24 protein-coding genes and 3 pseudogenes are annotated in these 24,569 nt (G+C 67.6%); 19 read left to right on the top strand and 8 right to left on the bottom strand.

All coding sequences use genetic code 11. The features are described 5' to 3' along the window. Positions 1-13: 13 nt before the first annotated feature. The 4 genes and pseudogenes from G6N26_RS14705 (at position 14) to G6N26_RS14690 (ending at position 2,598) form a co-directional block, all read left to right on the top strand. Complete coding sequence (locus tag G6N26_RS14705) at positions 14-292, top strand: putative holin (RefSeq protein ID WP_179960212.1); 279 nt, start codon at positions 14-16, stop codon at positions 290-292. After that, a pseudogene (locus G6N26_RS14700) lies at positions 285-862 on the top strand (hypothetical protein). The gene G6N26_RS14705 and the pseudogene G6N26_RS14700 overlap by 8 nt, the downstream one beginning before the upstream one ends. A gap of 49 nt (positions 863-911) precedes the next feature. Then, positions 912-2,309 carry a dihydrolipoyl dehydrogenase gene (gene lpdA, locus G6N26_RS14695; protein ID WP_067166425.1) on the top strand — a complete coding sequence of 466 codons (1,398 nt, stop codon included), beginning with the start codon at positions 912-914 and terminating at the stop codon, positions 2,307-2,309. A 7-nt stretch (positions 2,310-2,316) separates the two neighbouring features. Further along, positions 2,317-2,598 (top strand): hypothetical protein, encoded by a 282-nt coding sequence (locus G6N26_RS14690; protein ID WP_067166422.1) that lies wholly within the window; start codon positions 2,317-2,319, stop codon positions 2,596-2,598. Here the strand turns inward: G6N26_RS14690 and G6N26_RS14685 are convergent. Both G6N26_RS14685 and ramB read right to left on the bottom strand, forming a co-directional pair. Further along, positions 2,593-3,153, bottom strand: coding sequence for a carboxymuconolactone decarboxylase family protein (locus tag G6N26_RS14685; RefSeq protein ID WP_083019442.1), 561 nt, complete (start codon positions 3,151-3,153; stop codon positions 2,593-2,595). The genes G6N26_RS14690 and G6N26_RS14685 overlap by 6 nt on opposite strands. Further along, positions 3,150-4,565, bottom strand: coding sequence for an acetate metabolism transcriptional regulator RamB (gene ramB / locus G6N26_RS14680; protein ID WP_067166416.1), 1,416 nt, complete (start codon positions 4,563-4,565; stop codon positions 3,150-3,152). Before ramB ends, G6N26_RS14685 begins: the two co-directional genes overlap by 4 nt. Positions 4,566-4,744: 179 nt before the next feature. On the opposite strand from ramB, the gene G6N26_RS14675 reads away from it, so the two are divergent. The 4 genes from G6N26_RS14675 to G6N26_RS14660 all read left to right on the top strand — a co-directional run bounded on the left by G6N26_RS14675 (position 4,745) and on the right by G6N26_RS14660 (position 9,116). After that, on the top strand, positions 4,745-5,542 hold the full coding sequence (locus G6N26_RS14675) for an acyl-[acyl-carrier-protein] thioesterase (RefSeq protein ID WP_083019496.1): 798 nt from the start codon (positions 4,745-4,747) through the stop codon (positions 5,540-5,542). A 269-nt stretch (positions 5,543-5,811) separates the two neighbouring features. After that, positions 5,812-7,098, top strand: a complete 1,287-nt coding sequence (gene aceA, locus G6N26_RS14670; RefSeq protein WP_067166413.1) for an isocitrate lyase — start codon at positions 5,812-5,814, stop codon at positions 7,096-7,098. A 244-nt stretch (positions 7,099-7,342) separates the two neighbouring features. Next, the gene (locus tag G6N26_RS14665) at positions 7,343-8,158 is read left to right on the top strand and encodes a 3-hydroxybutyryl-CoA dehydrogenase (RefSeq protein WP_415620585.1); all 816 of its coding nucleotides are present in this window, start codon (positions 7,343-7,345) and stop codon (positions 8,156-8,158) included. Positions 8,159-8,255: 97 nt separating this feature from the next. Beyond that, a complete protein-coding gene (locus G6N26_RS14660; protein ID WP_083019436.1) occupies positions 8,256-9,116 on the top strand; it encodes a cyclopropane mycolic acid synthase family methyltransferase in 861 nt (286 codons plus the stop codon). 61 nt (positions 9,117-9,177) lie between these two features. Here G6N26_RS14660 and pcaA read toward each other — a convergent pair whose 3' ends face one another. Next, on the bottom strand, positions 9,178-10,041 hold the full coding sequence (gene pcaA, locus G6N26_RS14655; protein WP_083019434.1) for a cyclopropane mycolic acid synthase PcaA: 864 nt from the start codon (positions 10,039-10,041) through the stop codon (positions 9,178-9,180). Between the two features lie 182 nt (positions 10,042-10,223). Continuing rightward, a complete protein-coding gene (locus G6N26_RS14650) occupies positions 10,224-10,907 on the bottom strand; it encodes a TetR/AcrR family transcriptional regulator (RefSeq protein WP_095578309.1) in 684 nt (227 codons plus the stop codon). Between the two features lie 177 nt (positions 10,908-11,084). Here G6N26_RS14650 and G6N26_RS14645 point away from each other — a divergent pair, with 177 nt between their 5' ends. The 6 genes and pseudogenes from G6N26_RS14645 (at position 11,085) to deoC (ending at position 15,371) form a co-directional block, all read left to right on the top strand. Beyond that, positions 11,085-12,467, top strand: a complete 1,383-nt coding sequence (locus G6N26_RS14645) for a DUF445 domain-containing protein (RefSeq protein ID WP_372509313.1) — start codon at positions 11,085-11,087, stop codon at positions 12,465-12,467. A gap of 83 nt (positions 12,468-12,550) precedes the next feature. After that, positions 12,551-12,989 (top strand): annotated as a pseudogene (locus G6N26_RS14640) (helix-turn-helix domain-containing protein). A gap of 188 nt (positions 12,990-13,177) precedes the next feature. Beyond that, a complete protein-coding gene (gene hbhA, locus G6N26_RS14635; RefSeq protein ID WP_067173871.1) occupies positions 13,178-13,795 on the top strand; it encodes a heparin-binding hemagglutinin HbhA in 618 nt (205 codons plus the stop codon). A gap of 160 nt (positions 13,796-13,955) precedes the next feature. Then, on the top strand, positions 13,956-14,243 hold the full coding sequence (locus tag G6N26_RS14630) for a DUF2516 family protein (RefSeq protein ID WP_008261234.1): 288 nt from the start codon (positions 13,956-13,958) through the stop codon (positions 14,241-14,243). Between the two features lie 4 nt (positions 14,244-14,247). Then, positions 14,248-14,697 (top strand): DUF2599 domain-containing protein, encoded by a 450-nt coding sequence (locus G6N26_RS14625; RefSeq protein ID WP_083019432.1) that lies wholly within the window; start codon positions 14,248-14,250, stop codon positions 14,695-14,697. After that, complete coding sequence (deoC, locus tag G6N26_RS14620; protein WP_067173865.1) at positions 14,694-15,371, top strand: deoxyribose-phosphate aldolase; 678 nt, start codon at positions 14,694-14,696, stop codon at positions 15,369-15,371. The genes G6N26_RS14625 and deoC overlap by 4 nt, the downstream gene beginning before the upstream one ends. A 60-nt stretch (positions 15,372-15,431) precedes the next feature. Here deoC and G6N26_RS14615 read toward each other — a convergent pair whose 3' ends face one another. The 3 genes from G6N26_RS14615 to G6N26_RS14605 are packed head-to-tail and all read right to left on the bottom strand — an operon-like array spanning position 15,432 to position 17,889. After that, positions 15,432-16,505, bottom strand: coding sequence for an LmeA family phospholipid-binding protein (locus tag G6N26_RS14615; RefSeq protein WP_179960211.1), 1,074 nt, complete (start codon positions 16,503-16,505; stop codon positions 15,432-15,434). Continuing rightward, positions 16,502-17,338: a carbon-nitrogen hydrolase family protein gene (locus G6N26_RS14610; protein WP_083018409.1), complete on the bottom strand. Its 837-nt coding sequence runs from the start codon at positions 17,336-17,338 to the stop codon at positions 16,502-16,504. The genes G6N26_RS14615 and G6N26_RS14610 overlap by 4 nt, the downstream gene beginning before the upstream one ends. A gap of 26 nt (positions 17,339-17,364) precedes the next feature. Beyond that, on the bottom strand, positions 17,365-17,889 hold the full coding sequence (locus tag G6N26_RS14605; protein WP_083018407.1) for a DUF2505 domain-containing protein: 525 nt from the start codon (positions 17,887-17,889) through the stop codon (positions 17,365-17,367). Positions 17,890-17,915: 26 nt separating this feature from the next. Between G6N26_RS14605 and G6N26_RS14600 the strand changes: the two genes are divergently transcribed. After that, the gene (locus G6N26_RS14600) at positions 17,916-19,034 is read left to right on the top strand and encodes a UDP-N-acetylmuramate dehydrogenase (protein WP_083018405.1); all 1,119 of its coding nucleotides are present in this window, start codon (positions 17,916-17,918) and stop codon (positions 19,032-19,034) included. Positions 19,035-19,066: 32 nt separating this feature from the next. Further along, positions 19,067-20,440 (top strand): L,D-transpeptidase, encoded by a 1,374-nt coding sequence (locus G6N26_RS14595; protein WP_179960374.1) that lies wholly within the window; start codon positions 19,067-19,069, stop codon positions 20,438-20,440. Here G6N26_RS14595 and G6N26_RS14590 read toward each other — a convergent pair. Continuing rightward, entirely contained in the window at positions 20,424-21,173 is a 750-nt protein-coding gene (locus G6N26_RS14590) for an SDR family oxidoreductase (RefSeq protein WP_083018402.1), read from the bottom strand. The genes G6N26_RS14595 and G6N26_RS14590 overlap by 17 nt on opposite strands. 259 nt (positions 21,174-21,432) lie before the next feature. Here G6N26_RS14590 and G6N26_RS14580 point away from each other — a divergent pair, with 259 nt between their 5' ends. From G6N26_RS14580 to G6N26_RS14570, 3 genes and pseudogenes are all read left to right on the top strand, one after another. Beyond that, the gene (locus tag G6N26_RS14580; RefSeq protein WP_179960373.1) at positions 21,433-22,683 is read left to right on the top strand and encodes an ROK family transcriptional regulator; all 1,251 of its coding nucleotides are present in this window, start codon (positions 21,433-21,435) and stop codon (positions 22,681-22,683) included. Between the two features lie 54 nt (positions 22,684-22,737). Then, the gene (gene mshA, locus G6N26_RS14575) at positions 22,738-24,012 is read left to right on the top strand and encodes a D-inositol-3-phosphate glycosyltransferase (protein WP_083018398.1); all 1,275 of its coding nucleotides are present in this window, start codon (positions 22,738-22,740) and stop codon (positions 24,010-24,012) included. Continuing rightward, a pseudogene (locus tag G6N26_RS14570) lies at positions 24,009-24,567 on the top strand (type III secretion system chaperone family protein). Before mshA ends, G6N26_RS14570 begins: the two are co-directional and overlap by 4 nt. The last annotated feature ends 2 nt before the right edge of the window (positions 24,568-24,569 follow it).

Here is a 24,569-nt window from a genome sequence, read left to right as displayed (position 1 = left end):
TACAGTCGAGAAAGTGATTCCCCTGCCCCGTCCCTGGTTACTGGCCGGCGCCATGCTGATCGGAAGCGCGGTCGGGGCCCTGGCGTGTGTGGCGTACACCGCGGTGGTCCACGCCAGCGTCCGCCCGGATATCGCGATCGCCTCGGTCGTCGGTATTCCCAGCGTCCTCGGTCTGACGATGATCCTGTTTTCGGGGCGCCGCTGGGTCACCACGCTGGGGTCGTTCATCCTGGCGGTCGCCCCGGGCTGGTTCGGTGTGCTCGTCGCGTTGCGGGTGACCGCCGGTGCCTGACGACAAGGACACCGCGAGCCCCGGGACCGAGGCTTTCGTGCCGGACTTCTCCGACGATGACGACGAGGCCGAGGGCACCGGCACGCAATCGTGGGTCCCCGACTTCGACGACGACTCCGACTCCGACAGCGGGCTTGCGGACACCGGCGCGCGGCCCGCGGCACCCGAGCCCGAGCCCGGTGAGCCCGAGCCGAAGTCGCCACCGGATCCGCCGGCCCGGTGCCCTCGGTCACCGTCCCCGGCCGCTACCTCTACGTCAGGTGGTGGAAGTTGGCCCTGGTGCTCCTCGGTGTGTGGGTGGCGGCCGCGGTAGTCGGGCTAGGCCTGTTCTCGTGGTGGTACGACTCGATCGACAAGACCCCCGCGCTGTTCGCGGTGCTCGTCTACGTGACGGCGTGCGTGGTGGGCGGCGTGATGGTCGCGATGGTCCACGGCAGGCCGCTGGTTTCCGCGCTGTCGCTGGCGCTGCTGTCCGGGCCGTTCGCCGCCGTGGCCGGCGCCGCCCCCCTGTACGGCTATTACTACTGCGAGCGGGTGGGCCACTGCCTCGTCGGCGTCATTCCGTATTGACGCCTCGCCCGGACGGCCAGCGGGGGCCCTGGCCCACTAGGGTGGGCACGTGACTTCTCACTATGACGTCGTCGTCCTCGGAGCCGGTCCCGGCGGATATGTCGCGGCCATTCGCGCCGCGCAACTGGGCCTTTCCACCGCGGTCGTCGAGCCGAAGTACTGGGGTGGCGTGTGCCTCAACGTCGGCTGCATTCCGTCCAAGGCGCTGCTGCGCAACGCCGAACTCGCGCACATCTTCACCAAAGAGGCCAAGACCTTTGGCATCAGCGGCGAGGCGACCTTCGACTACGGCGTCGCCTTCGACCGCAGCCGCAAGGTGGCCGACGGGCGCGTGGCCGGCGTGCACTTCCTGATGAAGAAGAACAAGATCACCGAGATCCACGGCTACGGCCGGTTCACCGACGCCAACACCATCGCGGTCGAACTCAACGACGGCGGAACCGAAACGGTCACGTTCGACAACGCCATCATCGCCACCGGCAGCAGCACCCGGCTGGTTCCCGGCACGTCGCTGTCAGCCAACGTGGTCACCTACGAGGAACTGATCCTGTCCCGCGAGCTACCGGAGTCGATCATCATCGCCGGTTGCGGAGCGATCGGCATGGAGTTCGGCTATGTGCTGCGCAACTACGGGGTCGACGTGACCGTAGTCGAGTTCTTGCCGCGCGCGCTGCCCAACGAGGACGCCGAGGTCTCCAAGGAGGTCGAGCGGCAGTTCAAGAAGCTGGGCGTCAAGATCCTCCTCGGAACCAAGGTCGAGTCCATCTCCGACAACGGCTCGGAGGTGACCGTCGCCGTCAGCAAGGACGGTAACGCGCAGGAACTCAAGGCCGCGAAGGTGTTGCAGGCCATCGGTTTTGCGCCCAACGTCGAGGGGTTCGGCCTGGAGGCGGCCGGGGTCGCGCTGACCGACCGCAAGGCCATCGGCATCACCGACTACATGCGCACCAACATCGAGCACATCTACGCCATCGGCGACGTTACCGGGAAGCTGCAGCTGGCCCACGTCGCCGAGGCCCAGGGCGTGGTGGCTGCCGAAACCATCGCCGGCGCAGAGACTTTGGCGCTCGGTGACTACCGAATGATGCCGCGCGCGACGTTCTGCCAGCCCAACGTCGCCAGCTTCGGCCTCACCGAGGAGCAGGCCCGCGAGGAAGGCCACGACGTGGTGGTGGCGAAGTTCCCGTTCACCGCCAACGGCAAGGCTCACGGTGTGGGCGACCCCAGCGGGTTCGTCAAGCTGATCGCCGACTCCAAATACGGTGAGCTGCTGGGCGGTCACCTGGTCGGCCACGACGTCTCCGAGCTGCTGCCGGAGCTGACGCTGGCGCAGAAGTGGGACCTGACCGCCACTGAGTTGGCCCGCAACGTGCACACGCACCCGACCATGTCCGAGGCGCTGCAGGAATGCTTCCACGGCCTGACCGGACACATGATCAATTTCTGAGCCGCACATGATTCGCACCGTCACGCCTCAGACGATCGCGGGTGCCGTCGGCGGCCTGGCGACCGGCTATGTCGTGTGGCTGCTGGGCATTTCGAGCGGCGACAACGCGACGGCGGGCCAGTGGGGTCCGTTGGTGTTGCTGGTCTCGGTGATACTGGGAATCGGCGCCGCGATCTGGGGTGCCTGGCAGCTCCGGCGCGGGAAGCACGCCTGGGCCGGGTTCGCCTTCGGCCTGCCGGTACTTCCCGTGGTCCTGACGCTGGCCATCCTCGCCGACGTCTACCTATAGCTGCCGCGGGTTGTCCAGCGGAATCTCGAGCGCGGACATCGTCGCGGCCAGCCCGTCGTATTGGCTTGCCAGCAAGCAGAATTCGATCAGCTGCCGTCGATCCAGGTGAGTCGCCAGCTCGCGCCACGTGGCGTCGGTGACGGTGCGGTCGTTGATGAACTCGTCGGTCGCCGCCAGCAGTGCCTGCTGTCGCACGGTCAGGCGTCCCTCGATCGGGTCCAGCCGTTCGGGCCACGCGAAGATCGCGGCCTGCGTGTCCGCGTCCAGCCCGGCCGAGCGGGCCATTCGGCGATGGTGCTGCAGTTCGTATTCGCACGCCCGCAGGTGCCCGACCCGCAGGATCACCAGCTCGGTGTCGATGGTCGGCAGCTTCCCGCGCAGCAGCCGGCCCCCGTAGGCCAGCCACGTCCAGAACAGCAACTGGCGCTGGCCCAGGGTGGTGAACAGGTGCATCTCCGGGGCGCGCACGGTGCGCGCGCCCAGCTTGGCGATCACCCAATTGATCGGTCCCAGTTGGCGGAATTGCCCCGGCGGGATGCGGCCGTCGGGATTCATGGTTGCGTCACCAGGTACGGGGACACGGTGCTGCGGTGCTCGTCGAGATCGAGCGCGCGCCCGAGCGCCGGGAAGGCGCGTTGCGGGCAGTTGTCGCGTTCGCAGACCCGGCAGCCCGCGCCGATCGGTGTGGAGATGTCCCCCGACAAGTCGAGTCCTTCCGAGTAGACCAGCCGGTGTGCGTGGCGAAGCTCGCAGCCCAGGCCGATCGCGAAGGTCTTACCCGGCTGACCATACCGGGCGGCGCGTCGTTCCACGGTGCGGGCCACCCACATGTAGTTGCGCCCGTCGGGCATTTGCGCGATCTGCACCAGGATCGTGCCCGGATTGGCGAACGTTTCGTAGACGTTCCACAGCGGGCAGGTTCCTCCGCTGGAAGAGAAGTGAAAACCGGTGGCGGACTGGCGTTTTGACATGTTTCCGGCACGGTCGACCCGGACGAAGGAGAACGGCACCCCGCGCATCGACGGGCGCTGCATCGTCGAGAGCCGGTGCGCGATGGTTTCGTAACTGATCGAGTAGAACGAGGACAACCGCTCGACGTCGTAGCGGAAATTCTCTGCGACGTCGTGGAATTGGCGGTAGGGGAGCACGGCGGCCGCGGCGAAGTAGTTGGCTAGCCCGAGTCGGGCCAGCGTGTGCGACTCGTCGCTGGTGAACTTTCCCTGCGCGACCAGGCTGTCGATCAGATCCCCGAACTCGAGGTAGGCCAGTTCGGCGGCCATCTTGAACACCTGCTGCCCCAACGACAGGTGATTGCTGATCTCCAGGGTTTTGGTGGCGGGGTCGTAGCGGTGCAGCACGGTGTCGCCGAGATCGATCCGGCGGTTGATGTGCACCCCGTGCACCTCGGTGAGCCGGCGGGTCAGCTCGCGGGCCAAATCGCCGTGGTGCAACCGCATTTTGATGGTGAGGTCCTCGGCGGCGGTGTCCAGCTCGTGCAGGTAGTTCTGCCGTTGGTAGAAGTAGTCGCGCACTTCCTCGTGGGGCATGGTGATCGACCCGCTGCCGCTGCCGTCGGAGTACCGCTCCTCGGTGGCGGCCGCCAGCTGCGCCGTGGTGATCCGGTAACGCCGGTGCAGGTTGACCACCGCGCGCGCCAGCGCGGGATGGGCGCTGACCATCTCGGCGACCTCGGTCGGGTCGACGTCGATGTCCAGGTCGCGGTCCATGGTGACCTCGCGCAGCTCGGCCACCAGCCGGGTGTCGTCCTGCGAGGAGAAGAAGGTGGCGTCCACCCCGAACACCTCGGTGATGCGCAGCAGCACGGCCACGGTCAGGGGGCGGACGTCGTGCTCGATCTGATTGAGGTAGCTCGGGGAAATCTCCAGCATCTGGGCCAGCGCGGCCTGGGAAAACCCGCGCTCGTTGCGCAGCTGGCGGACCCGCGAGCCGACGAACGTCTTGGACACCGCACCGAGGTTACCCGGCTTTGTGAAGGCATGGTTCGCAGACTTGGCAGCTCTCTCGCGCGTCGCGATTGGTGTCGATTGGTGTTACACGGGCGCCGTTGGCATGATTCGACCGGGCCTTGGGCCTTAGCCTGGGGTGACCACGAGGATGGAATCGGGGAGCAGTGGGGAGGGTGGCGGTGAGCCTGGATAAACAACTGATGCCGGTGCCCGACGGTCACCCTGACGTTTTCGACCGCCAGTGGCCGTTGCGGGTCGGCGATATCGACCGCACGGGCCGCCTGCGGCTGGACGCCGCGTGCCGGCACATCCAGGACATCGGCCAGGACCAGCTGCGCGAGATGGGTTTCGAGGAGACCCACCCGCTGTGGATCGTCCGGCGCACCATGGTGGACCTGATCCGGCCCGTCGAGTTCAGCGACATGCTGCGCATGCGCCGGTGGTGCTCGGGCACCTCCAATCGCTGGTGCGAGATGCGGGTGCGCATCGATGGCAAGCGCAAGGGCGGCCTCATCGAGTCCGAGGCCTTCTGGATCAACATCAACCGGGAAACCCAGATGCCCTCGCGCATCGCCGACGACTTCCTGGCCGGCCTGCACAAGACGACGTCGGTGGACCGGCTGCGGTGGAAGTCCTATCTGAAGCCGGGCAGCCGGGAGGACGCGGTCGAAATCCACGAGTTTCCCGTCCGGGTCACCGACATCGACCTGTTCGACCACATGAACAACTCGGTGTACTGGAGCGTGGTCGAGGACTACCTGGCCTCGCACACCGAACTGATGGAGGCGCCGTTGCGCATCACCATCGAGCACGAGGCGCCGGTGGCGCTGGGGGACAAGCTGGAGATCATCTCGCACGTCCACCCCGCCGGATCGACCGAGCAATTCGGTCCCGGCCTCACCGATCGCACTGTTACAACGCTCACATACGCGGTCGGCGACGAGACGAAAGCCGTCGCGTCGATCTTTGCTAGGTAACAGGACAAGCGTCCCGGTTAAATTGCGCTGTGACCTGCGGATTTGAGGTTACTGATGGGTAGCTTCTGAAACGGTCAAGCTTGTTAGCAACTTAACAAGATTCGCAAATTCGCGCGTTCCCGTTGCTGAAATTGGCAACTGAAACGGGTGGACCGGCGTCCTTGAGCTGTGCCATCTTCGAGTTAGCACACCAGCGAAGTTGAGCCATTAGCTGCCGCCGGTGAGGCGTTCAGCAACTCAGTAGTGAACATCGTGAAGGAGCATGCCCAATGTCTGTCGTTGGCACCCCCAAGAGCGCCGAACAGATCCAGAAGGACTGGGACACCAACCCGCGGTGGAAGGACGTCACCCGCACCTACAGCGCCAAGGACGTCGTCGCGCTGCAGGGCACCGTCGTCGAGGAGGCCACGCTGGCCCGCCGCGGCGCCGAGGTGCTGTGGGAGCAGCTCCACGACCTCGAGTACATCAACGCCCTCGGCGCGCTGACCGGCAACATGGCCGTCCAGCAGGTGCGCGCCGGCCTCAAGGCCATCTACCTGTCCGGGTGGCAGGTCGCCGGTGACGCGAACCTGTCCGGCCACACCTACCCCGACCAGAGCCTGTACCCGGCCAACTCGGTGCCGCAGGTGGTCCGCCGGATCAACAACGCGCTGCTGCGCGCCGACGAGATCGCCAAGGTCGAGGGCGACACCTCGGTGAAGAACTGGCTGGCGCCGATCGTCGCCGACGGTGAGGCCGGTTTCGGTGGCGCGCTCAACGTCTACGAGCTGCAGAAGGCCATGATCGCGGCCGGCGTGGCGGGCTCGCACTGGGAGGACCAGCTGGCTTCGGAGAAGAAGTGTGGTCACCTGGGCGGCAAGGTGCTGATCCCGACCCAGCAGCACATCCGCACCCTGACCTCGGCCCGCCTGGCGGCCGACGTGTGCGACGTTCCGACCGTGGTCATCGCCCGGACCGACGCCGAGGCGGCCACGCTGATCACCTCCGACGTCGACGAGCGCGACCAGCCGTTCATCTCCGGTGAGCGCACCAAGGAGGGCTTCTACCGGGTCCGCAACGGCCTGGAGCCCTGCATCGCCCGGGCCAAGGCGTACGCGCCGTACTCCGACCTGATCTGGATGGAGACCGGCACTCCGGACCTCGAGCTCGCCGCGAAGTTCGCCGAGGGCGTCAAGTCCGAGTTCCCCGACCAGATGCTGGCCTACAACTGCTCGCCGTCGTTCAACTGGAAGAAGCACCTTGACGACTCCACCATCGCGAAGTTCCAAAAGGAGCTTGGCGCAATGGGATTCAAGTTCCAGTTCATTACGCTGGCCGGCTTCCACGCCCTGAACTACTCGATGTTCGATCTGGCCTACGGCTACGCCCGCAACCAGATGAGCGCCTACGTCGAGCTGCAGGAGCGCGAGTTCGCCGCCGAGGAGCGTGGCTACACCGCCACCAAGCACCAGCGTGAGGTGGGTGCCGGTTACTTCGACCGCATCGCCACCACGGTCGACCCGACCTCGTCGACCACCGCGCTGACCGGCTCCACCGAAGAGGGCCAGTTCCACTGAGCCCGAGCGGGCTTTGGCCCGCGAGCGCGCCGAGCGTGCACCTGCGGCGAGAATTCGGCCGAATCTTCGCCCTGACTACACGCTCGCCGCACCGAAAATGAGATGAAGTAGCGTAGGCCCCGCCCAGGCCACCCCTGGGCGGGGCCTATTGCGGTGCAAGACGATACGGCCACCGCAGAGAACCGGAGAGAATTCAGTGAGTGACACAGCGATTCAGCGAGTAGGCGTAGTCGGGGCCGGTCAGATGGGATCCGGCATCGCCGAGGTCTCGGTCCGCGCCGACGTCGACGTGACCGTGTTCGAGACCACCGAGGCCCTCATCACCGCGGGGCGCAACCGCATCGTCAAGTCGCTGGAGCGCGGTGTGAGCGCGGGCAAGGTCACCGAGCGCGAACGCGACCGCGCGCTGAGCAAGCTCACCTTCACCACTGACCTGAAGGACCTCGCCGACCGCCAATTGGTCATCGAGGCGATCATCGAAGACGACGCCGTCAAGGCGCAGGTCTTCGCCGAACTCGACCGCGTGATCACCGATCCCGACGCGGTGCTGGCGTCCAACACCTCCAGCATCCCGATCATGAAGATCGCCGCCGCCACCAAGAACCCGCAACGCGTGCTGGGTCTGCACTTCTTCAACCCGGTCCCGGTGCTGCCGCTGGTCGAGTTGGTCAGCACGCTGGTCACCGACGAGGCCGCCGCCGCCCGCACCGAAGAGTTCGCGAGCGCGGTCCTGGGCAAGCAGGTGGTGCGCTGCTCGGACCGGTCCGGATTCGTGGTGAATGCGTTGCTGGTGCCCTACCTGCTGTCGGCGATCCGTATGGTGGAAGCCGGCTTTGCCACCGTCGAAGACGTCGACAAGGCCGTGGTGGCCGGGTTGTCGCACCCGATGGGCCCGCTGCGCCTGTCCGACCTGGTCGGCCTGGACACCTTGAAGCTGATCGCGGACAAGATGTTCGAGGAGTTCAAGGAGCCGCAGTACGGACCGCCGCCGCTGTTGCTGCGCATGGTGGAGGCCGGCCGACTCGGCAAGAAGACGGGCCAGGGCTTCTACAGGTACTGACCCCGATCCAGACATACCGCGGGGCGGCTGAGCCGCCGGCTGGTATCCCGTCGGTTAGTATGCGTGCGTTGAAGAGGACGAAAGGTATGTACCGAGGATGACGAGGCTCGAGCCGTATTACGAGGAGTCGCAGTCCATCTACGACGTCTCGGACGAATTCTTCGCACTGTTTCTCGACCCCACGATGGGCTACACGTGCGCCTACTTCGAGCGCGACGACATGACCCTCGAAGAGGCCCAAATTGCGAAGTTCGATCTGGCGCTGGGAAAGCTGAACCTCGAGCCGGGGATGACGCTGCTGGACATCGGCTGCGGCTGGGGTGGCGCGCTCAAACGGGCCGTCGAGCGCTATGACGTCAACGTCATCGGAATCACGCTGAGCCGCAACCAATTTGAGTACAGCAAGAACAAGCTGGCCGGGTTGCCGACGGACCGCAACATCGAAGTGCGCCTGCAGGGCTGGGAAGAGTTCGAGGACAAGGTCGACCGCGTTGTGACGATCGGCGCCTTCGAAGCTTTCAAGATGGAGCGCTACCCCGCGTTCTTCGATCGCGCCTACGACATCCTTCCCGACGACGGCCGAATGCTTTTGCACACGATTCTGATGTATCACTGGCAGGACTACCCCTCACTCGGCGTCACATTGACGATGAGCGATATTCGCTTCGCGCGATTCATCGGCCAAGAGATCTTTCCGGGCGGACAACTGCCGGCGCAGGAAGACATTTTCAAGTTCGGCGAGGCGGCGGGCTTTTCCGTCGAGCGGGTGCAGCTGCTGCAGCAGCATTACGCGCGGACCCTCAACATTTGGGCGGCAAACCTGGAAGCCAATAAGGAAAAGGCGATCGCCATCCAGTCCCAAGAGGTCTACGACAAATACATGCACTATTTGACCGGATGCGAGAACTTCTTCCGCAAAGGCATCAGCAACGTGGGGCAATTCACGTTGGTCAAGTAGGACAGCTAAGTCAGCCCCGAACGGTAGATCCGTTCGGGGCTGATTGTTTCGGTGCGGCCGGTTATTTCTCCATCGTGAACTGATTGACGTCGGTGTACCCGTCGCGGAACAGCTCGGCACAACCCGTCAGGTACTTCATATACCGGTCGTAAACCTCTTGGGACTGGATGGCGAGGGCCTGCTCGCGATTCGCCTCGAGCGCCTCGGCCCACAGATCCAGCGTCCGCGCGTAGTGCAGCCGCAGCGACTGGACGCGGGTGAGCTCGAAGCCCACGGTGACGCCGTACTCGCCGACGGTCTGGGGCGTCGGAAGCCAGCCGCCCGGGAAGATCTCGGCCAGGATGAATTTCGAGAACTCGACGATCTCGTGCGTCAGGCTCAGGCCCTTTGCCCGGGCGTCCTTGAACGACGGCCGAACGATGGTGTGCAGCAACATGATTCCGCCGGGCGGCAGCGCGTTGTAGGCCATCTTGAAGAAGCGCCCGTAGCGTTGGCGGCCGAAATGCTCGAACGCCCCGATCGAGACGATGCGGTCCACCGGCTCGTGGAACTTCTCCCAGCCCTCCAGCAGCACCCGACGGGTACGGGTGGTGTCCATCTGGTCGAAGGACTTCTGCACATGCTCGGCCTGATTCTCCGACAGCGTCAGGCCGACGACGTTGACGTCGTAGCGCTCGATGGCTCGCCGCATGGTGGCGCCCCAGCCACAACCGATGTCCAGCAACGTCATCCCCGGCTCGAGCTTCAGCTTGCCCAGCGCCAGATCGATCTTGGCGAGCTGCGCCTGTTCCAGCGTCATGTCGTCGCGTTCGAAGTAGGCGCAGCTGTAAGTCTGGCTGGGGTCCAGGAACAGCCGGAAGAAATCGTCAGACAAGTCGTAATGGGCTTGCACGTTTCCGAAATGCGGCGTGAGCTGCACAGACATGTCGACATGAGCCTTTCTTATTGCGGAGGGCAGGGGGCAAACAGCCGAACAACAACCCCGCTTTGTCCCCCGACGCTCCTCTGCATGTTAATCCCTGAGGTCGGCGGAGTCGCACTCCCCGGGCCGCGTCCCAGCGTCACATGAGCCGCGGTGCCATGCCAAAAGCCGCCCGCAACAGGGCCTCAGAGGCCGGTCCCTGCGTCGTCCCGGGGCGGGACGATCGGCGACGGGTGTGGCTCTTCGCGGAACTTCTCCAGCGATCCGCCGACCTCGACGATGCCCTTCAGCGCATTCCAGCTCAGCATCGTCAGGTAGTCGATCAACTCGTCGCGGCTCATCCGCGGATAGGACATCCAGGAGTGGGTGGCCAGCTGCACGCCGCCGACGATCAGGTAGGCCCACGGCTCCGCGCCGCCGGTGTCCATGCCCGCCTGTTGCATGCGGCGGCGCATCAACACCGCGAGCATGCGGGCGATGATCCGCTCGGAGTCGGCGATGACCTTGCTCTTGCTGGCGGAACTGTTGGCCATCACGAAGCGATAGGGCTCGGGTTCGTTCGCGACGGTTTCCACGTATACCCGGATGACCTCGCGGGTCAGGTCGAAGCCGTCGAGGTTAGACGTAAGCGCCGCAGCCATATTGGGGATCAGGGTGGTCTGGGTGAACCGCATCATCACGGCGGTGGTGAGGTCGTTCTTGTCGACGAAATAGCGGTACAGCACCGTCTTCGAGACGCCGATCTCCGCGGCGATCTCATCCATGCTCAGGGTGCCGCCGAGGCGCCGAATCGCGTCGATCGTACCGTCAACGAGTTCGTTACGACGCTCCACCTTGTGCTGATGCCAGCGCCGCTTGCGCCCATCCATTTTGACGCGCACAACCGCGAGTTGCTCTGTCACTGTCGCCGAGTTCCCATTCCCTAGACGCCCTCGATACTACGGCGTGTGGCGCGCGGTTTGTGGTCCTGGCCGGGCATGTAGCGGCGTTTGAGGGGCCGCGCAACCGGTGTCGTCACACCAATTGCCGGGAACATAGATGATGAAGTGGTGGCACACAGAGCCTCGGTGCGAGGCGACGCGTCCGGCCCGCCGACGGCGAGGCCCGGTTCGGCGACGCCGTTGACGGCCCCGGCGCGGGGTCGCACCTCTTTTGCCGAATCTTTCGCGGGCGCCGATCAAGAGGCCGACGCGCAGCGACGGGTGGCGCTGCGCCGGATGAAGATGGTGGCGCTGAGCTTTTTGATCGGTGCCACCGGCGTGTTCCTCGCCTGCCGGTGGGCCCAGGCTCACGCCGGCCTGGGCGTCTGGGTGGGCTATGTCGGTGCCGCCGCGGAGGCCGGGATGGTGGGCGCGCTGGCGGACTGGTTCGCCGTGACCGCGCTCTTCCGGCACCCGCTGGGCATCCCCATCCCGCACACCGCGATCATCAAGCGCAAGAAGGACCAGCTGGGCGAGGGCCTGGGCGCCTTCGTGCGGGAGAACTTCCTGTCGGCGGAGGTCGTGGAGACCAAGCTGCGCGACGCCGAGGTGTCCGGCCGGCTCGGCAAATGGCTGTCGGAAACCGCGCACGCCGAGCGGGTGGCGAGCGAGACGGCCACCGTGCTGCGGGTGCTGGTCGAGCTGCTGCGCGACGAGGACGTCCAGCAGGTGATCGATCGGATGATCGTGCGCCGCATCGCCGAACCGCAATGGGGTCCGCCCGTCGGCCGGGTGTTGGCGACCCTGCTGGCCGAGAATCGGCAGGAGGCGCTGATCCAGTTGCTGGCCGACCGGGCCTTCCAGTGGTCGCTGAACGCGGGCGAGGTCATCCAGCGGGTGGTCGAGCGTGACTCGCCGACCTGGTCGCCGCGCTTCGTCGATCATCTCGTGGGCGACCGCATCCACCGCGAGCTGATGGACTTCACCGACAAGGTGCGCCGCAACCCCGACCACGAACTGCGCCGGTCGGCGACCCGCTTCCTGTTCGAATTCGCCGACGACCTGCAGCACGACCCGGACACCATCGCGCGCGCCGACACCATCAAAGAGCAGCTCATGGCGCGTGACGAGATCGCCAACGCCGCCGCGACCGCGTGGACGACGCTGAAGCGCCTGGTGCTCGAGGGCGTAGACGACCCGTCCAGCACGCTGCGCACGCGGATCGCCGACACGGTCGTCCGCATTGGGGAGTCGCTGCGCGACGACGTCGACCTGCGTGACAAGGTCGACAACTGGCTCGTCCGGGCGGCCCAGCATCTGGTCTCGCAATATGGGGTGGAGATCACAGCGATCATCACCGACACCATCGAACGCTGGGATGCCGAGGAGGCCAGCCGGCGCATCGAACTCCACGTGGGCCGTGACCTGCAATTCATCAGGATCAACGGAACGGTGGTCGGCTCGTTGGCGGGCCTGGTGATCTACGCCGTCGCGCAGCTGCTTTTCTAGCAGTGCTAACAAGTGCTTGCAATAGCAAGCACTTGTTGTACCCTGGTGGCGTCAAGATCAACCGCCCGACCCAGGAGCATCCGATGGCGCCCGAGGAGAAGCTCTCCGCCAAGGTGTCCAACGCTGCCTCCGACATGGCCTCCGACATCGGCAGCTTCATCCGCAGCCAGCGTGAACTCGCGCAGGTCTCGGTGCGGCAACTCGCCGAGAAGTCCGGGGTCAGCAATCCATATTTGAGCCAGGTGGAGCGTGGATTGCGTAAACCCTCCGCCGACGTCCTGAACCAGATCGCGAAGGCCCTCCGGGTTTCCGCCGAGGTTCTCTATGTGCGCGCCGGGATTCTCGAACCCACCGACAAGAGTCAGGTGCGGGACGCGATCGTCACCGACACTGCGATCACCGAGCGCCAAAAGCAGATTCTGCTCGACATCTACGCCTCGTTCACCCAGCAAAACGAGTCCACCGACGAGGAGTGTTCGACCGAATCCGACACCGAGTGAACAGTCGCTCTCGGATCGGTGATGTATAGACGACCGGCCGCCCGGGTTACCCCGTAGGGAGGGATCTACCGATTCCAGCTCATGCGCTGGACGAAATACCCCGGCTCTGGCGGCCCCAGTTGCGAAGGAGACGTTTGCACCTAACTTCCCGACCAGACACGTGACAACGGATAACGCCAAAAGCCAAACCACACCATGAAAGGAAAAACCATGGCGGAAAACTCAAACATCGAAGACTTGCGGGCCCCTTTGCTCGCGGCCCTGGGCGCGGCCGACCTGGCCCTGGCCACGGTTAACGACCTGATCGCCGGCCTGCGCGAGCGCGCCGAGGAGACCCGCGTCGAAACCCGCAGCCGGGTCGAAGAGCGCCGCGCGCGCCTGACCAGGCTGCAAGAGGACCTGCCCGAGCAGTTCACCGAGCTGCGCGACAAGTTCACCACCGACGAGCTGCGCAAGGCCGCCGAGGGCTACCTGGAGGCGGCGACCAGCCGGTACAACGAGCTCGTCGAGCGCGGCGAGGCGGCCCTGCAGCGGCTGCGCAGCCAGACGGCGTTCGAGGACGCCTCCGCGCGCGCGGAGGGCTACGTCGACCAGGCCGTCGAGCTGACCCAGGAGGCTCTGGGCACCGTCGCGTCGCAGACCCGCGCCGTCGGCGAGCGTGCCGCCAAGCTGGTCGGCATCGACCTGCCCGGCAAGACCGACACGGCCGCCAAGAAGGCCCAGAAGGCCGTCGGCAAGGCGCCCGCGAAGAAGGCTCCGGCCAAGAAGGCTCCGGCCAAGAAGGCGCCCGCCAAGAAGGCGGCGGCCAAGAAGGTCACCCAGAAGTAGTACGACGCTTCACGACGTTCGGCTCCGAGTCGCCCGCCAAGAAGGCGGCGGCCAAGAAGGTCACCCAGAAGTAGTACGACGCTTCACGACGTTCGGCTCCGAGTCGCCCGCGGGTGACTCGGAGTCGACGTTTTGGAGGGTGCCCGCCTACGCTTGAGGCGTGAACCACCTCGTGGGTACCGTCATGCTGGTTTTGCAGATCGCCGTCTTGGTCACGGCGATCTACGCGTTCGTGCACGCCGCGCTCCAGCGGCCCGACGCCTACACCGCCGCCGACAAGCTGACCAAGCCCGTGTGGTTGCTGATCCTGGCCGGGGCCGTCGCCCTGACGTCGATCCTGGGGTTCGTCTTCGGCGTGCTCGGCATGGCGATCGCGGCCTGTGCGGCCGGCGTGTACCTGGTCGACGTGCGGCCCAAACTCCTGGAAATTCAGGGTAAGTCGCGCTAGCGCCATGAGGGTGCTGCTGACGGCGCTGGCCGTTGCGCTCGTCGCCCTGTGCTGCCCGCCGCCCCACGCGATCGCCGCGCCCGATCCCGACCCCGGCACCGGCGCGGCGAACCCGCCCGCAGTGTCCCCACCGTTTGTCGACCGCACCGAGTGGGTGCAGTGGCAGGGCCGCGGCAGCCTGCGGGTCTTCCCGACGGCGGCCGGCCGAACCGCCTCTCGCGCCCCCACGAGCATGGCGTGGGCCGACGAGGCCTGGGCCGAGGTGCTCGCCCTGGCTCCCGATGCGGACACTCCCGGGATGCGCGCGCAGTTCCTGTGCCACTGGCAGTTCGGCGAACTGGCTCGGCCCGGCAAGACCAGCTGGAACCTGGAGCCATGGCGCCCGGTCGTCGACGACGCCGAAATGGTTGCCTCCGACTGCAATCCGGGCGGTCGGGAAGAATCGTTCGGATGACCAGCCACCCCACCCGGGCGGAGTTGGCGGCGTTCGTCGACCACACCCTGCTCAAACCCGAAGCCACCGCCGCCGACGTGGCCGCCCTGGTCGTCGAAGCGGCCGAACTGGGCGCGTACGCGGTCTGCGTTTCGCCGTCGATGGTTCCCGTCGCGGTGCGCGCCGGCGCGGGCGTGCGGGTGGCCAGCGTGGCGGGATTCCCGTCGGGCAAGCATGTTTCGGCGGTCAAGGCGCACGAGGCCGCCCTGGCCGTCGCCGCCGGCGCCTGCGAGATCGACATGGTCATCGACGTCGGCGCGGCGCTGGCCGGCGACATCGATGCGGTGCGCTCCGACATCCAGACGGTGCGCGGTGCTGTCGGCGGCGCCGTGCTCAAGGTGATCGTGGAGTCCTCAGCGCTGCTGGCGCTGGCCGACGAGCGCACGCTGGCGCGGGTGTGCCGCGCCGCCGAAGACGCCGGCGCGGACTTCGTCAAGACCTCGACCGGGTTTCACCCGACCGGCGGCGCGACCGCGCAGGCCGTCGCGCTGATGGCCGAGACGGTCGGGGGCCGGCTCGGCGTGAAGGCCAGCGGTGGCATCCGCACCGCCGCCGACGCGCTCGCGATGCTGGACGCCGGAGCCACCCGGCTGGGCCTTTCGGGCACCCGGGCAGTGCTCGACGGGCTCGGCTGAACCTGTCCGGCTTCTCAGCGTGCCGTGCCGGTACGCATTGGCGCCGGACGGGCTGAACCGTCAGAGGTTGGCGAAGCAGGGATTGTTGTTGTCGCCGGCGGGGATGCTGGCATTGCGCGTCGAGAAGTGGCTGGTCACACCCTCGTCGGTGACCTTCACGCTGTCCGCGTGGATGCCCAGCGGGTAGTTCTTGGTCAGGTTCGAGGTGAAGTCGTCCAGCGTCGACTGCACGGATTCCTTGGGCATCGTGAACCCGAGCGCGTTGAAGCTGACGATTTGCAGCTTCAGCCCGGTGCCATCCACCACCGGCTTGGCGGTGATGTTGTCCAACATGCCCTTCAGCTCGACGGTGCCGTCGGCGGGATGCGTGGTCACGGTGTTGGTGACGAACGGGCCCAGAACCGGGATCGCGTTCTGCACCGACTGCTTGATGCCGTCACTGGTCCAGCTGATGGTGGCGTCCAGCGAGCCGATGGTGCCCTTCGAGTTGCCCGTGTCCTTGATCCGGACGTCGTTGATGTTGAGCGAGAGCTTCATGCCCTTGGCATCGCGGATGTTGTTGCCGGCCGTCTGCACCGAGATGTTGGTGTAGTGCTTGGTCGCCTGCTGCCAGAGCATCAGGGGCGTCACCCCGAAGGACGCGGTCGCCTGGTCCTTGACCTCACAGGCCACCGCCTGGGCGACCTTGGTGTCCGCGACGTGGCGCACGTATAGCTCGGCCCCGATGAGCCCGGCGATGATCAGCGCGAACACGATGATGAAGATCAGCAGGACCGACACCGGGTCACGGCCGAAGCGGCGCTTCTTCTTTCCCGACGTGGTGTCGTCACCGGGCTGGGTGGCCAGCCGCTCCGTCGGGCCGGCGGGCGGGGTGGGCGGCGGCGGATAACCACGCTGCTGCATGTTCGGCTGGGGCGTCCCGAACCGCTCGGTCTGACCCGGCGGGGGACCCTGAGTGGGCGGGGGCCCCTGAGTGGGCGGCGGCGGGGGCGGGGGCGGGGGCGGCTGACCCGGGCCGCCGGTGCTGATCCGCTCGGTGGGCCGTTCCGTGGGGGGCTGGCCGAACGGTCCCTGGTTGGAGGGACGGGCCCACTTCGACGGGTCCTGGTTCGGGGGTCCTTGTGGGTTCGTCACCGTACCGATTCTGCCTTATCGACCTGAGCAAAGGCCGAGCGGTTGCTAAGGACTGCGATGGCCTTGCGCGCCTCGGCGACCCGGTCGACGTCGACGTCGGCCACCACGAGCTGCGGTTCCGCGCCGGCCGCCGCGACAACCTCGCCCAGCGGCGAAACGACCAGGCTTCCCCCGACCCCGGTCGGTGCGCCGGATCCGCGTTCCGCCTGCGCGGCACCGGGGTCCGCCTGACCGGCGGCGACGACGTAGCTCATCGAGTCGAGCGCGCGGGCGCGGGCCAGCAGCGTCCACTGGTCGAGTTTGCCCGGGCCCGCGCCCCAGGACGCGCAGACGGCGATCACCTGGGCGCCGCGGCGGGCCAGTTCGGTGTAGAGCTCTGGAAAGCGGATGTCGTAGCAAACGGTCAATCCGACCCCGACGCCGTCGACCGTGATCACCACCGGCTCGCGTCCCGGCGCGACCGTGCGCGATTCGGTGAAGCCGAACGCGTCGTAGAGGTGGATCTTGTCGTAGTGGGCGCCGGGCTGATCGGGATCGCCCGGGCCGGCCGCGAGCAGCGTGTTCTTCACCCGCCCGTCACCCGACGGGGTGAACATGCCGGCGACGACGGTGATCTTCGATTCGGCCGCGATGCTCCGCACCCCGTCGGCCCAGGGACCGTCGAGCGGCTCCGCGATCGGTCCCAGCGGGACACCGAACCGGCACATGGTCGCCTCCGGGAACACCACCAGTTGCGCGCCCGCGTCGGCGGCGCGGCGGCTGTAGTCGCGCACCAGCTGCAAATTTGCTGCGGGCTCGGTGCCGCTGAGGATCTGCGCCAGGGCGATTCGCATGAGGGCCAGCTTAGGCCCGTGAGGCCTCAGGCTGTTTTGGCGATCCACTCCGTGGTGAAGCGCTGTTCGGCGGCGATCAGCTCGGCCAGTCGGGCGCCGATGATGTTCTCCAACTTGCCGCCGATGATCGGGACACGCACGTGGACGGTGGCCCGGAACGTCAACCGGGCGCCGCCGGTCCGCCCGATCGGCTCCAGGGCGGCGGTGCCCTCCAGGTTCACCGGCGCGTCCACGATCGAGCCCACGACCGAACCCGTCGCCGCCCCGTCGCTCACCGGTCCCCACGTCTCCTCGCGCCGGATACGCAGGTCGCCGCTGTGCAACTGGGTGACCATCCCCGGGAGCTTGTCGCTGCGGATCACCTGCAGCGTGACGACCTCGACGGAGTCGTCGTCGCCGGTTTCCCCGCCGACCCGCATCGACTCCAGCGTGGCGACGTCGACGCCGGATCCGGCCAGCCTGGCCCGCCAGTAGTTCGCATCGGTGAAGGCCCGGTGCACCTCGTCAACGCTGCCGTCGTAGTCGGCCGACAAGTCGAATGAACGCGGCATAGCAGGTCAGGCTACCGTTACGGACGATGAAATCCAGCGGTGCCGGTTCGGTGTTCGCCGGCGCGTCGGTGGCCGAATCGGTGCCACTGGCGCCGCTGACGACCCTGCGGGTCGGACCGATCGCACGGCGCCTCGTCACCTGCACGAACAGCGATCAGGTCGTCGCCACGCTGGGGCACCTGGACGCCGAAACCCGTGCCGGACAAGGCGACCCGGTGCTGGTGTTCGCCGGTGGCTCCAACCTGGTGATCTCCGACACATGCGCGGACCTGACCGCCGTGCGGCTGGCCAACGACGGCATCACCGTCGACGGCAACCTGGTCCGCGCGCAGGCGGGCGCGGTGTGGGACGACGTGGTGGTCACCGCCATCGAGCACGGCCTCGGCGGGCTGGAATGCCTGTCCGGGATTCCCGGCTCGGCCGGGGCCACCCCGGTGCAGAATGTCGGGGCCTACGGCGCGGAGGTGTCCGACACCCTCACGCGGGTCCGGGTGCTCGATCGCGCCAGCGGCGAGGCGCGCTGGGTGCCGGGCAGCGAGTTGGGCTTCGGCTACCGCACCAGCGTGTTCAAACGCAGTGGCGGCGGCGGGTTCGAAACCCCTTCCGTCGTACTGGAAGTGGAATTCGCGCTGGACCCATCGGGGCGCAGCGCGCCGATGCGCTACGGGGAATTGGCGGCCGCGCTGAAGGTGAATATCGGCGAGCGCGCCGACCCGCGCGCGGTTCGCGAGGCGGTGCTGACCTTGCGGGCGGGCAAGGGCATGGTGCTCGACGCGGCCGATCACGACACCTGGAGCGTGGGTTCGTTCTTCACCAACCCGGTCGTCGCCCCCGACGTCTACGAGCGACTGGCCGCGAGCGTGGGCGGGCCCGTCCCGAACTACCCGGCTCCCGACGGTGTCAAGCTTGCCGCCGGCTGGTTGGTGGAGCGGGCCGGCTTCGGCAAGGGCTATCCGCAGCCGGGACCGGGCGGGTCCGAGGCGCCGTGCCGGTTGTCCACCAAGCACGCTCTGGCGCTGACCAACCGCGGCGGGGCCAGCGCCGAGGACGTGATAGCGCTGGCCCGCGCCATCCGCGACGGGGTCCGGGCTGTGTTTGGTGTCACACTGATCCCCGAGCCCGTCCTGCTGGGGTGCAGGCTGTAGCGGCAAAATTTGCCGACGTGTGCCGAACCCCGATTTGTCGCGGCCGGGTTGGTGGATTTTCCCCGGTATCTTTGATTTTCGTGACCCCGTCCCGCGCCCCGCGGCCGTTCAATCGGCGCGTGGCTTTGGCGACCCTCGGGCTCGGCGTGCTCGCTCCCAATGCCTTGGCCGCCTGCAGCGGCACCTCCGCGAAACAAGCCGAAAAGAAAGAGCAGCCGGCGCTGCAGCTGAAGTACCAGCCCGCTGACGCCACCCGCAACGTCGTGCCGATCGCCCCGGTCAGCGTCCAGGTGAGCGACGGGTGGTTTCAGCACGTCACGCTGTCGAATTCGTCGGGCAAAGTCGTCACCGGAACGTTCAACCAGGACCGGACCGTCTACACGACCTCCGAACCCCTCGGCTACGACATGACCTACACGTGGAGCGGCTCGGCCGTCGGGCACGACGGCAAGGCGGTCCCGGTCGCGGGCAAATTCACCACGGTGTCGCCCAGCAAAAAGATCGGTGGGGCGTTCCAGCTGGCCGACGGCCAGACCGTCGGCGTCGCGGCACCGATCATCCTGCAGTTCGACGCCCCGATCACCGACAAGGCCGCCGTCGAACGGGCGCTCACCGTCACCACCAATCCGCCCGTCGAGGGCAGTTGGGCCTGGCTGCCCGACGAGGCGGCCGGCGCCCGCGCGCACTGGCGCACCCGCGAGTACTACCCCGCGGGCACCACGGTCAACGTCGACGCCAAGCTCTACGGACTGCCCTTCGGCGACAGCGCGTACGGCGCCGAGGACATCTCGCTGAACATCCAGATCGGCCGCCGGCAGGTGGTCAAGGCCGAGGTCTCGTCGCACCGCATCCAGGTGGTCCGCGACGAGGGCGTCATCATGGACTTCCCGTGCAGCTACGGCGAAGCCGACAAGGCGCGCAACGTCACCCGCAACGGCATCCACGTGGTCAGCGAGAAGTACGCCGACTTCTACATGTCCAACCCGGCGGCCGGCTACAACCACATCCACGAACGCTGGGCGGTGCGGATCTCCAACAACGGCGAGTTCATCCACGCCAACCCGGCGAGCGCGGGCGCGCAGGGCAACACCAACGTCACCAACGGCTGCATCAACCTGTCCACCAACGACGCCGAGCAGTACTACCAGACGGCGATCTACGGCGACCCGGTCGAAGTCACCGGGAGCACGATCCAGCTGTCCTACTCCGACGGCGACATCTGGGACTGGGCCGTGGACTGGGACACCTGGGTGGCCATGTCCGCGTTGCCGCCGCCCACCGCGCACCCGCCGTCGACGCAGATCCCGGTCACCGCGCCGGTGACGCCGTCCAACGCGCCGACGCTGTCGGGCACCCCGACCACGACGACGCCGGCCACCACCGGCCCGGCTACCCCCGGCGGTTAAAGCGACTGGCCGACGCCTGGTCGCGCGGCTTCATCACGATCAGGTCCAGATCGACGTGGGCCGGCCGCGAGGCGACGAATCCGATCACTTCGGCCACGTCGTCGGCCACCAACGGGGTGATGCCGGTGTAGACGGCGTCCGCGCGCTGTTGGTCGCCGTCGAAGCGCACCAGCGAGAATTCCGTTTCGACCGCCCCCGGCGCGATTTCGGTCAGCCGCACCGGTTTGCTCAGTAACTCGCCCCGCAACGTGCGGTGCAGCGCCCCCTGGCCGTGCTTGGCCGCCGTATAGCCGGCGCCACCGTCGTAAACCTCAAGTGCCGCAACGGAAGTGACGGTGACGATCAACCCGTCGCCGGACTCGATCAGCTTGGGCAGCAACGCGCGGGTGACCCGCAGCGTGCCGATCACGTTGGTCTCCCACATCCATCGCCAGTGGTCGAGGTCGGAATCGACGACCGGCGCCAGCCCGCGGGCGCCGCCGGCGTTGTTGACCAGCACGTCGACGCGGCTCAATTTGCTCGCCAGCGCGTCGACGGCGGCGTCGTCTGTGACATCGGCCACAATCGCGGTGCCGCCGATCTCCTCGGCCAGGTCGTGGATCCGGTCGGCCCGGCGCGCCACCGCGACGACGTGAAAGCCCTGTGCAGCCAGGTTTCGAGCGGTCGCCGCGCCGATTCCGGAGCTGGCTCCCGTGATCACCGCGACGCGTTCATTCCTGCCAGTTTTAACCATCGAAACAACCTTAGTGAACGTGCTAAATTTTCCCTGTGCTTCACAGCGCCCTGTCCGACATCACCACCGCCGCGTGTCTGTGCGCGGCGGGTGCGTGTTGTTGCTGCGCACTTTGCCGCTCCTGACCCCATGCCAGGTGTGGCCAAGATGGCCAGCAAAATTCGGACAAAGGACGCTCGTGCCTACCAATACCCTCACCCATACCCATCTTTCGCCTAGCCGCGTCGTCGGCTACTCCGGCCAAAAGGGCCATCGCTCGGTGCGACGGCAGATCGTGCCGCCGGCCCTGCACATCCCCGACTCCGCGGCGGCCTCCGTCTTCCGGGCGGTCCGGCTGCGCGGGCCCGTCGGCCGCGACGTCATCGCCGGCGTCACCTCGCTGAGCATCGCCACGGTCAACCGTCAGGTCATCGCGTTGCTGGAGGCCGGTCTGCTGCGGGAGCGGGCCGACCTGGCCGTCTCCGGCGCGATCGGCCGCCCGCGCGTGCCGGTGGAGGTCAACCACGAGCCGTTCGTGACGCTAGGCATGCACATCGGCGCGCGCACCACCAGCATCGTGGCCGCCGACCTGTTCGGCCGCACCCTCGACACCGTCGAGACCCCCACGCCGCGCAACCCGGCCGGGCCCGCGCTGGCGTCGCTGGCCGACAGCGCTCGCCGATATCTGCGCCGTTGGCATCGGCGGCGGCCGCTGTGGGTCGGGGTCGCCATCGGTGGCACCGTCGACGGCGCCACCGGCCAGGTGGACCACCCGCGGTTGGGCTGGCGGCAGGCGCCGGTCGGCCAGGTGCTGGCCGACGCGCTCGGCCTGCCGGTCTCGGTGGCCTCGCACGTGGACGCCATGGCCGGAGCCGAGCTGCTGCTGGGCATGCGGCGGTTCCTGCCCAGCTCGCCGACCAGCCTGTACGTCTACGCCCGCGAAACCGTCGGCTATGCGCTGGTGATCGGCGGGCGGGTGCACTGCCCGTCCAGCGGCCCGGGCACCATCGCGAGCCTGCCCGCCCACTCCGAGCTGCTCGGCGGCACCGGAGCGCTGGAAACCACCGTCAGCGACGAGGCCGTGGTGGCCGTCGCCCGCCAGCAGCGCATCCTGCCGTTCGCCCCGGCGAACCGCGGCAACGGGCCCGCCACCGGCATCGCCGACCTGTTGCGGGTGGTGCGCGCCGGCAACCAGCAGGCCAAGGATCTGCTCGCCGAGCGGGGCCGGGTGCTCGGCGAGGCGGTGGCGTTGCTGCGCGACATGCTCAACCCCGATGAGCTGGTGGTCGGCGGACAGGCGTTCACCGAATACCCCGAGGCGATGGAGCAAGTGGAGGCGGCGTTCGCCGCCCGCTCGGTGCTGGGGCCGCGCGACATCCGCCTCACCGCCTTCGGCAACCGGGTGCAGGAGGCCGGCGCGGGGACCGTGTCGCTGTCCGGGCTCTACGCCGACCCGCTGGGGGCGATGCGGCGGGCCGGGGCGCTGGACGCCCGCCTGCCAGAGGTCACCCGGGACGAGTCGTCCGCCTGACGCGTGTCATGCGCGCCTGCGGTCGCCGGCGGCCCGTCCTGTAAAGATGACAGGGTGCGGCACGATGACGTTTTCCGGCTGAACGAACCGCGTCGCGTCGCAGTGTTGGCGGTCCACACCTCCCCACTGGCCCAGCCCGGCACCGGCGACGCGGGCGGCATGAACGTCTACGTGCTGCAGACCGCGTTGCATCTGGCGCGGCGCGGCATCGAGGTGGAGATCTTCACGCGGGCGACCGCGTCCGCGGACCCACCGGTCGCGCGGGTGGCGCCGGGGGTGCTGGTCCGCAACGTGGTGGCGGGCCCGTTCGAAGGCCTGGACAAATACGACCTGCCCACCCAGCTGTGCGCATTCGCGGCCGGGGTGTTGCGCGCCGAGGCCTCCCACGAGCCGGGCTACTACGACATCGTGCATTCGCACTATTGGCTGTCCGGGCAGGTGGGCTGGCTGGCGCGGGACCGCTGGGCGGTGCCGCTGGTGCACACCGCGCACACCCTGGCCGCGGTCAAGAACGCGGCGCTGGCCGACGGGGACTCGCCCGAGCCGCCGCTGCGCACGGTGGGGGAGCAGCAGGTGGTCGACGAGGCGGACCGGCTGATCGTCAACACCGACGACGAGGCCAGGCAGCTGATCTCGATTCACCACGCCGACCCGGCCAGGATCGACGTCGTCCATCCTGGCGTGGACCTCGACGTGTTCCGGCCCGGCGACCGCCGCGCCGCCCGGGCCGCGCTGGGCCTGCCGCCCGACGAACACATCGTCGCGTTCGTCGGCCGGATCCAGCCGCTGAAGGCGCCCGACATCGTGTTGCGTGCCGCCGCCAAGCTGCCGGGGGTGCGGATCGTGGTCGCGGGCGGGCCGTCGGGCAGCGGACTGGCTTCGCCGGACGGATTGGCCCGGCTGGCCGACGAACTCGGCATCACCGCGCGGGTGACCTTTTTGCCCCCGCAGTCCCGCCCGAACCTGGCCACCTTGTTCCAGGCCGCCAATGTGGTTGCGGTGCCAAGTTATTCGGAGTCCTTCGGTCTGGTCGCCCTCGAGGCGCAGGCCTGCGGCACCCCGGTGGCGGCGGCCGCCGTCGGTGGGCTGCCGGTGGCCGTGCGCGACGGGGTCACCGGCACGCTGGTCGCCGGGCACGACGTCGACCGCTGGGCCGCCGCGCTGGACGGGTTGCTGCGCAGACCCGCGCAAGAGGCCGACGAGACGGGCCGCGCGGCCGCCGCCCACGCGGCGACCTTCTCCTGGGACCACACCACCGACGCGCTGCTGGCTAGCTATCGCCGCGCGATCCGCGAATACACCGCCGAGCGCCGCGGGTTGGGCGCATGACCTCCTCCACCGACGTGTCGCGGGTGATCGAGGATGCCCTGCAGGCGAGCGGGCTGAACTACTCGAAACACGCTGGCGCACATGGTGGTCCGTCGGGATTGGTGGTGGAACTGCCCGGCGAGCGCAAGCTCAAGACCAACACCATCCTGAGCGTCGGCGAGCATTCGGTGCGAGTCGAGGCCTTCGTGTGCCGCAAGCCGGACGAGAATCACGAGGGCGTCTATCGGTTCCTGCTCAAGCGCAATCGCCGGCTCTACGGCGTGGCCTACACGCTGGACAACGTCGGCGACATCTACCTGGTGGGCCGCATGTCGCTGCCGTCGGTGGACGCCGACGAGATCGACCGAGTGCTGGGGCAGGTGCTCGAAGCGGTGGACTCGGACTTCAACACGTTGCTGGAGTTGGGATTTCGCTCGTCGATCCAGAAAGAGTGGGAGTGGCGGGTGTCGCGCGGCGAGTCGCTGAAGAACCTGGAGGCCTTCGCCCACCTGATCGACGAAGACGACGATGCAGAGCGCGAAGCGCGATGAGGAGGAGTCGAGCTTCGAGCCGTGACG

Origin of the sequence: Mycobacterium marseillense, from assembly GCF_010731675.1 — a bacterium.
GTDB classification, from domain to species: domain Bacteria; phylum Actinomycetota; class Actinomycetes; order Mycobacteriales; family Mycobacteriaceae; genus Mycobacterium; species Mycobacterium marseillense.
This window is presented reverse-complemented; position numbering and strand designations above follow the sequence as displayed.

What these genes read in the sequence shown, in the direction of transcription:
- pcaA (WP_083019434.1), bottom strand. Translation starts at nt 10,041, where the DNA reads ATGTCTGTGCAGCTCACGCCGCATTTCGGAAACGTGCAAGCCCATTAC.
- G6N26_RS14690 (WP_067166422.1), top strand. Translation starts at nt 2,317, where the DNA reads ATGATTCGCACCGTCACGCCTCAGACGATCGCGGGTGCCGTCGGCGGC.
- G6N26_RS14610 (WP_083018409.1), bottom strand. Translation starts at nt 17,338, where the DNA reads ATGCGAATCGCCCTGGCGCAGATCCTCAGCGGCACCGAGCCCGCAGCA.
- G6N26_RS14660 (WP_083019436.1), top strand. Translation starts at nt 8,256, where the DNA reads ATGACGAGGCTCGAGCCGTATTACGAGGAGTCGCAGTCCATCTACGAC.
- G6N26_RS14600 (WP_083018405.1), top strand. Translation starts at nt 17,916, where the DNA reads ATGAAATCCAGCGGTGCCGGTTCGGTGTTCGCCGGCGCGTCGGTGGCC.
- G6N26_RS14685 (WP_083019442.1), bottom strand. Translation starts at nt 3,153, where the DNA reads ATGAATCCCGACGGCCGCATCCCGCCGGGGCAATTCCGCCAACTGGGA.
- G6N26_RS14625 (WP_083019432.1), top strand. Translation starts at nt 14,248, where the DNA reads ATGAGGGTGCTGCTGACGGCGCTGGCCGTTGCGCTCGTCGCCCTGTGC.
- G6N26_RS14605 (WP_083018407.1), bottom strand. Translation starts at nt 17,889, where the DNA reads ATGCCGCGTTCATTCGACTTGTCGGCCGACTACGACGGCAGCGTTGAC.
- G6N26_RS14590 (WP_083018402.1), bottom strand. Translation starts at nt 21,173, where the DNA reads ATGGTTAAAACTGGCAGGAATGAACGCGTCGCGGTGATCACGGGAGCC.
- aceA (WP_067166413.1), top strand. Translation starts at nt 5,812, where the DNA reads ATGTCTGTCGTTGGCACCCCCAAGAGCGCCGAACAGATCCAGAAGGAC.
- G6N26_RS14665 (WP_415620585.1), top strand. Translation starts at nt 7,343, where the DNA reads ATGGGATCCGGCATCGCCGAGGTCTCGGTCCGCGCCGACGTCGACGTG.
- deoC (WP_067173865.1), top strand. Translation starts at nt 14,694, where the DNA reads ATGACCAGCCACCCCACCCGGGCGGAGTTGGCGGCGTTCGTCGACCAC.
- G6N26_RS14650 (WP_095578309.1), bottom strand. Translation starts at nt 10,907, where the DNA reads ATGGATGGGCGCAAGCGGCGCTGGCATCAGCACAAGGTGGAGCGTCGT.
- hbhA (WP_067173871.1), top strand. Translation starts at nt 13,178, where the DNA reads ATGGCGGAAAACTCAAACATCGAAGACTTGCGGGCCCCTTTGCTCGCG.